The organism is Candidatus Propionivibrio aalborgensis (assembly GCF_900089945.1).
GTDB classification, from domain to species: domain Bacteria; phylum Pseudomonadota; class Gammaproteobacteria; order Burkholderiales; family Rhodocyclaceae; genus Propionivibrio; species Propionivibrio aalborgensis.
Window position 1 is genome coordinate 20,370 of sequence record NZ_FLQY01000360.1, and the last position, 11,970, is coordinate 32,339.

Consider the following 11,970-nt stretch of genomic DNA (forward strand, 5'->3'; position numbering starts at 1 on the left):
GGTCACTCGCGGTCTCCTTCGTCCTTGCCGGAAATTTCAATCCGGGCGGAATCGTCCTCGGTGTCGACGTTGCGCGCCTGAGCCTGATAAAGGCGGTAGTAGTGCCCTTCCTGCGCCATCAGATCGTCGTGATTTCCTACTTCCACGATACGGCCGCGATCGAGGACAACCAGACGGTTGGCGTCGCGCAGGGTGGACAAGCGGTGGGCGATGGCGATGGTTGTACGGCCGCGAACGAGGTTGTCGAGCGCCTTCTGGATTTCCTTTTCAGTGGTGGTATCGACCGACGAGGTGGCTTCGTCAAGAATCAGAATCTTCGGGTCGATCAACAAGGCTCTGGCAATGGAGATGCGCTGGCGCTCACCGCCGGAGAGCGCCTGGCCGCGTTCGCCCACCAGCGAGTCGTAGCCGTGCGCCAGTCGCAGGATGAATTCATGCGCGTGGGCGGCGCGGGCGGCCGTGACGATTTCTTCGCGCGTTGCGCCGGGTTTGCCGTAGGCAATATTTTCGGCGATGGTGCCGAAAAATAGGAAGGGCTCCTGCAGTACCAGGCCGATGTGCTGACGGTATTCGGCCACCGGCACCGCCCGGATATCGACACCGTCGATCAGGATGGCGCCTTCGCTTACATCGTAAAAGCGGCAGATCAGGTTGACCATCGTACTCTTGCCCGATCCGCTGTGCCCCACCAGGCCGATCATCTCGCCCGGCTCGACCGTCATGCTGATGTCGCGCGTGACGCTGCGCGTACCGTAGCGAAAACCGACGTTGCGCAACTCGATGCGGCCGGTGACGTTCGTTAGATGGACCGGATTGACGGGTTCCGGAACGCTTGAGACGTGGTCGAGGATATCGAAAATCCGTTTGGCGCCGGCGGCGGCCTTTTGCGTGACGGAAACGATGCGGCTCATCGAGTCGAGGCGCAGGTAGAACCGGCTGATGTAGGCGAGGAAGGCGGTCAATACGCCGACGGTGATTTCGTCTTTCGAGATCTGCCAGATGCCGAAGGCCCACACGATCAGCAGTCCGATCTCGGTGAGCAGGGTGACGGTCGGCGAAAACAGCGACCAGATCTTGTTGACCTTGTCGTTGACCTCGAGATTGTGCGCGTTGGCTGCCCTGAAACGCGCCGCTTCGCGACTTTCCTGCGCGAAGGCTTTGACCACGCGGATGCCGGGGATGGTGTCCGCCAGAACATTGGTGACTTCGGCCCAGATGCGGTCGACGCGCTCGAAGCCGGTACGCAGTTTCTCGCGCACGACGTGGATCAGCCAGGCGATGATCGGCAGCGGCAGCAGTGTGACCAGCGCCAGCCACGGATTGATCGAAACCAGGATGAAGGTCGTCATGGTGATCATCAGCACATCGGTGACGAAATCGAGAAAATGCAGTGAGATGAAGATGTTGATGCGGTCGGTTTCCGAACCGATGCGGGCCATCAGGTCGCCGGTACGCTTGCCGCCGAAGTACTCTTGCGAGAGCTTCAGCAGGTGCTCGTAGGTGGTCGTACGCAGGTCGGCGCCGATACGTTCGGAGACCAGCGCCAGAATATACGTCCTCGCCCAGCCGAGCACCCAGGCCAGCAATGCCGCGCCGAACAGGCCGGAGAGGTACAGCGTGACCAGCGCGGTGTCGATCGGGGTGCCGTTCTGGTAGGGGATCAGCACCTTGTCCATCATCGGCATGGTCAGGTAGGGCGGAACCAGCGTCGCCGCTGTCGACCCCAAGGAGAGCAGGAAGCCGGCCAGCAGTTGCCAGCGGTATGGATAGGCAAAGCGCCACAGCCGGAGCAGTGTCCATGTCGAGGGCGGTGCATGGATTTCCTTGCTGCACAGCGGGCACTCTTCCTGGCCGGCCAGCAGCGGTGTTTCGCACTTCGGGCAAAGCGCCTGCGTTGGTAAGGACGGCGCTTTGCCCGTCAGATGAAAGGCCAACTGCCGTGAGAAATGCTCGATCAGGCGCCCGGCGGCAATGTCTCCGCCGAGCGAATAGCGCCAGATCGACTGCCGTGAGTCGGCATCAAGGAGTTCCAGGCTGCCGACGCCCGAGTGGTCGTTGCGTACCAGCGTCAGACCCGAACGGAGCGGATAAGACTGCCAGTTGTCGTCGTCACCGGAGCGGGCGAGCAGTCGATGATTGGTCAGCAGTACCAGGCCGGGGGCAAAATGCAGTCGGGTGTCAAGGTCAGTCTCCAGCCAGGCCAGAATCGTTTCATCCGCAGCGAGTAGTGTCTCAAGCTGTGCGCCAAACTCCGGAGGCAGGGCTGACAGTGATTGGCCGGGGAGGGTATTGTCGGTATCGGGGGGAGGAAAGCTGCGGTCTGTCATTGTCGAGCGCTTGTTTTGGGCAGGCGGCGAGATAAGCGCCTGAACGCCCGAGTATACCTGTCTTCGTCCCTTTTCTGGTGAAACTCCGACTGCGCGTTAGAGCAGCCTGGAAGCCTTACGTGCGTCCTTGCGCAGTGTTAGTATTCCACTGTGTTGATTGGCCGATGCGAAGGAGGCGATGGCAGTGATTGTGCTGGCGCATGGCGCGTTGAAGTCTTCTTCTGACAACAGTGAAGCGGGGGCCGATTTCAATCCCCTGAGCAGCAAGGCAGGGCAGCGTGCGTTGCAGTTGTTCGTGCGTGCCGTCGAGTCATCGGCCAACGGCATCATGATTACGGACGCGATCGACCCCAAGCATCCGATCATCTATGTCAACCCCGCTTTCGAGCGCATCACCGGCTATCCCGCCAGTGCGGTGATCGGCCGCAATGCCCGTTTTCTGGCCGGCTCGGCACTGGAGCAGCCGGCGCTTGAGGTGATCCGCAACGCGCTTCGCCAGCACCGGGCGGCGCAGGCCGTGGTGCAATGCTTCCGCCAGGATGAAACACTCTTCTGGAATCAGCTCTCCGTCACGCCTGTGCCCGATGAACATGGGGAAATTGGTCATTTTGTCAGTATTTTTGAGGACGTCAGCGAACGGGTATTGCGGGAAAACCGGTTGTTGCATCTGTCCACCCACGATGCGCTGACCGGACTTGCCAACCGGACGCTGCTTGCCGACCGGCTGGACCAGGCGGTAACGCACAGCGTGCGTGACGGGGGCGTCGTGGCCGTCCTGCTGATCGACCTCGACCGCTTCAAACAGATCAACGACAGCCTCGGTCATGCCGTCGGCGACCTTCTCCTCAAAACCGTGGCGGAACGGCTCGGACATTGCGTTCGTGAAGGGGATACCGTTGCTCGCCTGGGTGGCGACGAGTTCGTCCTTGTGCTCGCTGACCTCTCGCGCAATGAAGATGCCTCGATGCTGGCCCGGAAGATTCTCGCGGCATTGTCTCGGCCCATCGATATCGACGGGCACGAGCTGTTCGTCACGCCGAGCATCGGGATCAGCTTTTACCCTCAGGATGGCGCGGATGCGTCGTCGCTGTTGCGACATGCCGACCTCGCCATGTATCAGGTCAAGTCCAGCGGACGCAACGGTTTCAGCTGCTTCTCGCAAGACATGAATGAGCGTGCGCAGGAAATGGCCGAGCTCGAATCCAGTCTGCGTCAGGCACTGGAACACGACGAGTTGACCCTTTACTATCAGCCGAAGGCCGACCTGTATTCCGGTGAAATCTGCGGTGCCGAAGCGCTGATCCGCTGGCAGCACCCGGTGAAAGGGCTGGTTCCGCCCAGCCAGTTCATAAAGCTTGCCGAGGAATCCGGGATGATCCAGCAACTCGGCGAGTGGGTGTTGCGCGAAGCTTGCCGGCAAGCCGCACGCTGGCAACGCGAGGGGATGCACGGACTGACGATTGCTGTAAATTTCTCGGCGCGCCAGTTCCGGCAGAAAAATATTGTCGAGATCGTCGCGCAGGCGCTGAATGACGCCGGGCTGGACGCGAAGTGGTTGCAGCTTGAATTGACCGAAACGATGATCATGCAGAATCTTGAGACTTCGGAGAGCCTCTTGCGGCGGCTCAAGGCGCTTGGCGTCAGTCTGGCGATGGATGACTTCGGCACCGGCTATTCAAGTCTGGGGTACCTCAAGCGCTTTCCGTTCGATTGCCTGAAGATCGACCAGTCTTTCGTTCGCAACATCACCACCGAACCTGACGACGCATTGATCGCCATCGCGGTCATCGCGATGGCGCACAGTCTGCACCTGTACGTCGTGGCGGAAGGTGTTGAAACAGAGAGCCAGATGCGGTATTTGCGCAACCAGAACTGCGATCAGTTGCAGGGTTACTATTTCTCGCCGCCGCTTGCTGCTGGCGATTTCTCCGACTTCGTCCGGCGTGCAGAACGGTTGCCAATGCGTAGCGCAGTGACCGGCCGTGACCTGCGCACCCTGCTTCTGGTGGACGATGAGCCTGAAATTCTCAACGCGCTAAAGCGTTTGCTGCACCGTAGCGGCTACCGCATGCTGACCGCCACCTCAGGCGCCGCCGCTCTGGAGGTGCTGGCTCTGAATGACGTACAGGTCATTGTTTCCGATCAGCGCATGCCGGAGATGAGCGGCTCGGAGTTTCTCAGCCGGGTCAAGGATCTTTATCCCGATACCGTGCGCATGATTCTCTCCGGCTACAGCGACCTTGCCGACCTCACCAATGCGATCAACCGGGGAGCCATTTCCAGATTTCTGATCAAACCCTGGGTCGATGACGAACTGCGCGAGCAAATCCACACCGCCTTCATCCATCAGGCACATGAACAGGCGGCGCGGGTCGATCATCCTTCGCGCCTGTATAGCGGCCGGCCGGGGCCGAATTGAGGCCGGCAATATCGGTTATGCTCTTCCGCCAGGGCTACACGCCTGCATCTTCGAACCATATTTCCCAACAGGCCGGTCAACACCGGAACCGGATTGGGATTGCCGATGTCGTATTGCAGAGCGCATAATTCCGGTGGATAAGTCGAGATGAGCAGCACTGCCGGCCAAGAGAGCTGTTTCCACATAGTGTTGCCGCTGTCCCTGCAAGAGGAAAGTCGATGAACGCGAGCGAAGACGGACCTGCAACTCCGGATATCAAGCGCAAGCGTACCTTGCTGCTGGTCGACGACGAGGCAAGCATCCTCACCTCCCTGCGTCGCCTGCTGCGCAAGGATGGCTATGAAATCCTGTTCGGAAATGGTGGTGAAGAGGGCTTGGCATTACTGGCGCAGCACCCTGTCGACGTCATTCTCTCCGACCAGCGCATGCCGAACATGACCGGGGTCGAGTTCCTGCGCCGCGTGAAAATTGCTTATCCCGACACGGTGCGCATGGTGCTGTCGGGATACACCGAGTTGCAATCGATCACCGATGCGATCAACGAAGGCGCGATCTACAAATTCCTGACCAAGCCCTGGGATGACGAACAGTTGCGCGCCAATATCGCCGAGGCTTTCCGGTACAAGGAGTTGGCCGACGATAACGAGCATCTGCACGAGGCGGTCAGGATCGCCAACAAGGAGTTGGCGGTGGCCAACGAGCAGTTGCGCGTTTTGCTTATCGAACGCGAGCGGCAACTGGCGCTCGATGGCGCTACGCTCGATATCGCACAGGAAATCCTGCAGCATGTGCCATTGCCGGTTATCGGTTTCGACGATGAAGGGATGATCGTTTTTGCCAATATCGTTGCCAATCGGGTGATCGGGAAGGGTCAGCCGTTGGTCGGCAGCTTTGCTTCCGATAGCTTGCCAGCAGCTTTGCAGCCGCTCCTGACAGCGGAGGAAGACGCCAAACGCACCTGGTCGGATGGTGAGCGCGACTGGCAGGTTTCGTGCCGTTCGATGGGCGAGGATTCGCCGTCCCATGGCAAGTTGATGCTGTTTGTAAACCTTGAAGGAAACGGCGATGAACAGTGCTGATAGTGGGAAGACGGACGATAGCGTCATCTCGGGTGATGCAGGGCGCGATGCTTCGGCGCGTACGCAGATCGAGCAACGAATACAAGAACTTTTCCGCTTCGCCGGCGACAACGATCAGGCCAGGCAATTGATGCGGATGATCATCGAGTACCGCTGGAGGCAACGGCAATGAACGAGCAGAGCGGGTCGAACGTTCCGGGAGTATCGTCCGCACCGGTCATGGCGCTCGATCTGGCGCAAGTGGTCGGCCAGATCCATGCGCTCCCCTCCTTGCCGGCAGTCATCATGGAGCTGATTCAGAGCCTTGGCGACGATGACGCCGATACGCACGTTCTGGCCAAGAAGATTGCCAGTGATCAGGCGTTGGTGGCGAAGATGCTGCGCGTCGCCAATTCATCGTTCTATGGCCTTCAGGGCAAGGTCACTTCGATCCAGGATGTGGTCGTCGTACTCGGGTTGCGCAGTGTCCGGACGCTGGCGATGGCGGCCGCCGTGACCGGCAGTTTTTCGGGGCGCAACGCGGTGCCGGGTTTTGATTTCAACGCTTTCTGGCGCCACAGCATGGGTACCGCGCTATGCGCGAGAGCGCTCGCCAAGCGCCTGAGGATGAGCGAGGAGAACGCTTTTACCGCGGCCCTGCTGCACGACATCGGCCGCCTCGTGCTGGCGGCGTGTTTTCCTGCCCACTTGACCGCGGTGCTGGCGTACCGTAGTGCGCATGACGGCCTGTTGCTGGACGCTGAGCGCGCGGTGATCGGTGTCGATCATGCACAGATCGGTGAGGCTTTGACCGCGCACTGGAGGTTCCCGGTCTCGATCCGGGAATCGGTTGCCCGTCACCACGTGCTGGATGCAGGCGAGCACACGCCGCTGACCGGTATTGTCCATATTGCGGATGGCATCGCGCACGCGCTCGAACTGGCCGGGGACGCCACCTGCCTTGTCCCGCCTCTGTCGAGCGGTGTATGGGACACGTTGCCGCTGGGCGAGGATGGTTTTCTGGCGATATTCGATGAGGTTGAGACCCAGTTTGAAGGAGCCTGCCAAATGCTGTCGGCCTGAGGCTCGCCAGCGCAAAAAATGGGAGAAGCGTGATGCAAGCGCAAAACGGAAACAATTTCAGTTGATGAAAGCGTAAGATGCGTATTGCATTGCAAGACAATTGCCTGGGGGAAGAATCAATGGCTTCGAAAGTTCTCTTGATCGTCGACGACGAACCCGTGAACTTGGTACTGTTGACTCACCTGCTGGAGCCTGAGTACCAGGTTCGGGCCGCCAACTCGGGAGCAGACGCGCTGCGTGCCGCTGTGAGCGAACCGTTGCCTGACCTGATCCTGCTTGATGTGATGATGCCGGACATGGACGGCTTTACCGTTTTGACCAAATTGCGAGAAGACCCTGCATCGCGGGGCATCCCGGTGATCTTTGTCACGGCGATGGACGCCATCGAGTATGAGCGGAAAGGGCTTGAGCTCGGCGCAGTCGACTACATCACCAAACCATTCAGTCCGCCCATCGTGCTCGCCAGGGTGCACACCCATCTCGAATACCAGCGGGTCGATGCGTTGCAACGCGAGCTGCAATGTACACTCAACCAGATCATCGACGGCACCCCAGTGCCGACGTTCGTGATCGATGCCCAGCACAAGGTGACGCACTGGAACAAGGCCTGTGCGGAAATTACCGGTGTTGCAGCGGCTGAGATGCTTGGAGGCAACCAGCATTGGCGTCCATTCTACCCCGAGGAGCGACCGGTCATGGCCGATCTGGTGGTCGACGGTGCCATTGAGGCGGGTATCGATACGCACTACAAGGGCCGCTTCCAGCGCTCGACGGTTGCCGTCGGCGCGTTCGAGGCTGAGGGTTTTTTCCCGCACTTTGGCGAATCCGGCCGTTGGCTGCATTTTACCGCCGCCCCGTTGCGCGACGACGAAGGGCGAATAACCGGCGCCATCGAGACCTTGCGGGACGTGACCGAGCGCCAGCTTGCCGTTGAGGAACTGCGCAAGGCGCAAGCAGGGCTCGAAGAATTGGTCGAAAAACGAACAATGCAACTGTCGGAAAGCAACAAGGCGTTGGAGCAGGATATTGCCAAGCGCGAGGCCGCCGAGCAGGAATTGCTCAGGCGAAATACCGAGCTGACCACGCTGAATACCCAGTTGTCGGACGCCAAGCAACAACTGGTGCAATCGGAAAAACTGGCGTCGATCGGCCAGCTCGCCGCCGGCGTGGCGCACGAGATCAACAACCCGATCGGCTACGTGCATTCGAATATCGGTTCGCTTGAAAAGTATCTGGTTGATCTTTTTGAAATGCTCAGTGCCTACGAATCGGCGGAAGCCGCCATCGCCGAGCCGGCAATTGCGGTGAAGGTAAAATCGATGCGCGAATCACTCGATCTCGATTTCCTGCGTGAGGATATCCCGCAGTTGATGAGCGAATCGAAGGAAGGTATCACCCGCGTCAAGAAGATCGTCCAGGATCTGAAGGATTTCTCGCACGTCGACAGCACCGACACCTTTCAACTGGCCAACCTGCATCAGGGCATCGACTCGACGCTCAATATCGTCGCCAACGAGATCAAGTACAAGGCCGACGTGGTCAAGGAGTACGGCGAGTTGCCCGATGTCGAGTGTCTGCCGACCCAGATCAATCAGGTGATCATGAATATTTGCGTCAACGCGGCGCACGCGATGGGCGATGTGGAACGCGGCAAGATCACCATCCGTACCGGCTGTGCAGGCGAGAAGGTATGGATCGAGATCGCCGATACCGGCAGCGGGATTTCCCCTGAGGTTCTGAGCAAGATTTTCGACCCGTTCTTCACTACCAAGCCGATTGGCAAGGGGACCGGCCTCGGGCTGTCGTTGTCCTACGGCATCGTCAAGAATCATAACGGGCGTCTGGCGGTGAAAAGTGAAGTCGGCAAGGGAACGACCTTCCGCATCACGTTGCCGATCAAGCATGTCGAGGGCGCGGTGCCCCAGGATGATGCCGAACCGGTTCAGGAAGACTGGTCCTTGTAAGCGGAAGCCGACGAGCTTTCAAGGCCGGGAGCAAAGTAGAGCAATCTCCGCTGACAGCTGATTGTTGCCCTGCATCGATGAACAAGACCGCCGTTCTCTGCCGCGCCTGATCCGGCCGGAAACCTTCCACAAGCTTGCGTTTTAAATCCATGCGCTCAGACGCAGGACGACGTACGTCCCCAAGAGCATATTGAATCGCAGGCGCAGTGCTCGCAATCATTCGCCTGTGACGTAAAGAAATAATCCTTGTATTTGAGAATAGTTCCTAAGTACAATACGAATCATTCTCAATAACGACAACGGTCGATCAAGGATTTTCCAAATGCACCCCTCTTTCGTGAAACCGCCCCAACACTTTGCAAACCCGGCTGTTTTTCTTGTGCTTGCCGGGTTATCGCTCTCAGCGTCGGCCTTTCAGCCACTGATTACAGACGATACGGGCACCCAGGGAGCCGATGGCAACCAAATCGAATTCTCATTCAACGAAGATCGCTCAAGAATGGATGGCAACACCGATCGGACTCGCGCTTTTCCCGTCGTTTATACCCGTGGCCTGGCCGATTCGATCGATGTGTTTGCCGGATTCAGCTACATCAGGATTCGATCAGGCACACCGGGGGGCGATGCAAGCGGTGGTGGCAATCCGGCAATCGGTGCCAAGTGGCGTTTCTACGAAAACGACGAGAGTAAGACCAGTCTTGCGATCAAACCGGAAATCCTCTACCCGGTCAGCACGAGTCGTGAGAGGGAAGGATTGGGGACCGGCAAGACCTCCGGCAGTCTGACACTGATTCTCACGCAGGAAGTGCCTTTCGGCGCCGTACACGTGAATGCCGGGGTAATCCGGGACCTTTATCGCGATACCTTGAACAATCCCAACACCACAACGACGCGGGCTTCGATCGCTCCCGTATGGGACGTCAGCGAAAGATGGAAGCTGGCACTGGATCTGGGAACGGAATCCGCCCGGTCAGGCGGCTCGAGCGTACGCACCGATTTCGTAGAACTCGGCGCGATCTACGCGCCGAACGAGGACCTTGATTTCGCCCTTGGCTTTGTGCGTTCGTCCGACAACGACAGTCCGCATACGACGACGAATACAGCCACTGCCGGTGTTACCTGGCGATTCCAGTAAGCAGAAGCATGAACTCAACTCAGGAGGTGGGCGTGACGAACATGGAAAACGAAATGGTCGACGGAATGGTTGGCCCGACGCTCGATCTAGCCTTGATAGGCCAGGCGCTGACGGTACAGCATGTTCGGGCGCCGCATGCGGCGCCCGAATGGGCGCGCTGGCTGGACGAGATCGGTTTCATCGTCGGTGAACAGGTAATGTTGATGGCGCGCGGTCTGCCCGGTGGCGATCCCCTGGTAGTTCGGATCGGCCAGTCCACCTTCGCGTTGCGCCGGGCCGAGGCGGCCTGTATCGGGGTCGTATCGCTGGATAAAGTGAAAGTGAATGCAGAGGAGTATCAGACATGAATCAGGCCGTCGTACATCTCCACCCCAGCGGGCCACTGCTGGCTTTGGTCGGTAATCCGAACTGCGGCAAGACGGCACTGTTCAACCTGCTGACCGGCAGTCGGCAAAAGGTCGCCAACTACGCGGGGGTGACGGTCGAACGCAAGGAAGGGCGTCTGACCACACCGTCCGGCAAAACGCTGCGTATTCTCGACTTGCCGGGCGCATACAGCCTGTATCCGCGCTCCCCGGATGAGCGTGTAACCTGTGATGTACTCTTTGGCCGCGCTGTCGGCGAAAAGCGGCCCGATCTGGTGGTCTGTGTTGTCGATGCCACCAACCTGCGGCGCAATCTGCGTCTGGCGCTTGCCGTCAAACGACTTGGCTTGCCCTGCGTTGTGGCGCTGAACATGGCCGATCTGGCCGAAAAGCGCGGCATCAGGATCGTGGTAGAGGATCTCGCGGCTGAGCTCGGTCTGCCGGTGGTCAGCACCGTCGCGGTCAATAGCGCGGGTGCCGAGCCTTTGCTCGCCGTTTTCGATGATCCGGTGCTATGGCAGTCGGTGTCTCGGACAGCGCGCGAGTTCGACGCCCAAGGCGGTGCCGCAGCGACGGTGGCGGGCGATTCGCAGCAGAGCGAATCTGACCACGTCGTAGTGAGCCAGATACTGCAGCGTCTTGGCCTGAATGAGATCGTTCCGCACACGCCGAGTGATCGCATCGACCGTGTCGTCCTGCACCCGGTGATCGGGCCGATGCTGCTGGCTCTGGTGTTGTTCCTGGTCTTTCAGGCGGTCTTTGCCTGGGCCGAGGTGCCGATGGACTTGATCACGGGCGCGACAGAATATCTCGGCGGAGTCGTGGCCGCCGCCTTGCCGGACATGTGGCTCAGGAGCCTGATCGTCGATGGCGTGATTGCCGGCGCCGGCGGTGTGCTGGTCTTCCTGCCGCAGATCGTGATTCTCTATTTCTTCATCCTTGTGCTGGAGGAGTCGGGCTACCTGCCGCGCGCCGCCTTTCTGCTCGACCGGCTGATGGGAAGCGTGGGTCTGAGCGGGCGTTCGTTCATCCCGATGCTATCGAGTTTCGCCTGCGCCATCCCAGGCATCATGGCCGCACGCAGCATTGCCAACCCGCGCGATCGCCTGGTGACGATCATGATTGCACCGCTGATGACCTGTTCGGCGCGATTGCCGGTGTATGCCTTGCTGATCGGCGCGTTTGTTCCGCAGCGCGAAGTATGGGGTGCGCTGGAATTGCAGGGGCTGGTCCTCCTGGCGCTGTACTTTGCGGGAGTTGTCGGTGCGCTGGCCGTCGCCTGGGTACTCAAGCACTTCACCGCGGCTGGCCGGCAAGTGCGCCCGCTGATGATGGAGCTGCCCAGCTATCACCTGCCGACGGTTCGCAACATCGCGATCGGCATCTGGCACCGGGTGATGATCTTCATCAAACGGGTGGGAGGCATCATTCTTGTTCTGACCATCCTGCTGTGGTTTCTGGCGAGTTTCCCTTCGCCGCCGGACGGAGCCACCGGAGCGGCCATCGAGTACAGTCTGGCCGGTATGCTGGGGCAGGCGCTGGCGGTGATCTTCGAGCCGATCGGTTTCAACTGGCAGATCAGTATTGCGCTGGTACCGGGCCTGGCCGCGCGGGAAGTC

Annotated in this window: 9 protein-coding genes; 8 read left to right on the plus strand and 1 reads right to left on the minus strand. The window is 59.6% G+C overall.

Annotated elements, in window-relative coordinates; translation table 11 throughout:
- Positions 1-2 precede the first annotated feature (2 nt).
- Positions 3-2,327: a cyanophycin metabolism-associated ABC transporter gene (locus PROAA_RS15385; RefSeq protein WP_186412189.1), complete on the minus strand. Its 2,325-nt coding sequence runs from the start codon at positions 2,325-2,327 to the stop codon at positions 3-5.
- A gap of 178 nt (positions 2,328-2,505) precedes the next feature.
- On the opposite strand from PROAA_RS15385, the gene PROAA_RS15390 reads away from it, so the two are divergent.
- The 8 genes from PROAA_RS15390 to feoB all read left to right on the plus strand — a co-directional run.
- Positions 2,506-4,746 (plus strand): EAL domain-containing protein, encoded by a 2,241-nt coding sequence (locus tag PROAA_RS15390; RefSeq protein WP_186412190.1) that lies wholly within the window; start codon positions 2,506-2,508, stop codon positions 4,744-4,746.
- A gap of 218 nt (positions 4,747-4,964) precedes the next feature.
- Complete coding sequence (locus PROAA_RS15395) at positions 4,965-5,825, plus strand: response regulator (RefSeq protein WP_186412191.1); 861 nt, start codon at positions 4,965-4,967, stop codon at positions 5,823-5,825.
- A complete protein-coding gene (locus PROAA_RS15400) occupies positions 5,812-5,997 on the plus strand; it encodes a hypothetical protein (protein ID WP_186412192.1) in 186 nt (61 codons plus the stop codon). Before PROAA_RS15395 ends, PROAA_RS15400 begins: the two co-directional genes overlap by 14 nt.
- Positions 5,994-6,887, plus strand: a complete 894-nt coding sequence (locus tag PROAA_RS15405; RefSeq protein ID WP_245664303.1) for an HDOD domain-containing protein — start codon at positions 5,994-5,996, stop codon at positions 6,885-6,887. The genes PROAA_RS15400 and PROAA_RS15405 overlap by 4 nt, the downstream gene beginning before the upstream one ends.
- 119 nt (positions 6,888-7,006) lie before the next feature.
- Positions 7,007-8,851, plus strand: a complete 1,845-nt coding sequence (locus PROAA_RS19320) for a response regulator (protein WP_222102304.1) — start codon at positions 7,007-7,009, stop codon at positions 8,849-8,851.
- 322 nt (positions 8,852-9,173) lie between these two features.
- Positions 9,174-9,986: a transporter gene (locus tag PROAA_RS15415; protein WP_186412193.1), complete on the plus strand. Its 813-nt coding sequence runs from the start codon at positions 9,174-9,176 to the stop codon at positions 9,984-9,986.
- A gap of 8 nt (positions 9,987-9,994) precedes the next feature.
- On the plus strand, positions 9,995-10,333 hold the full coding sequence (locus PROAA_RS15420; RefSeq protein ID WP_222102305.1) for a FeoA family protein: 339 nt from the start codon (positions 9,995-9,997) through the stop codon (positions 10,331-10,333).
- A partial coding sequence (gene feoB, locus PROAA_RS15425) for a ferrous iron transporter B (protein ID WP_186412194.1) occupies positions 10,330-11,970 on the plus strand: 1,641 nt, incomplete at its 3' end. The genes PROAA_RS15420 and feoB, both read left to right, overlap by 4 nt.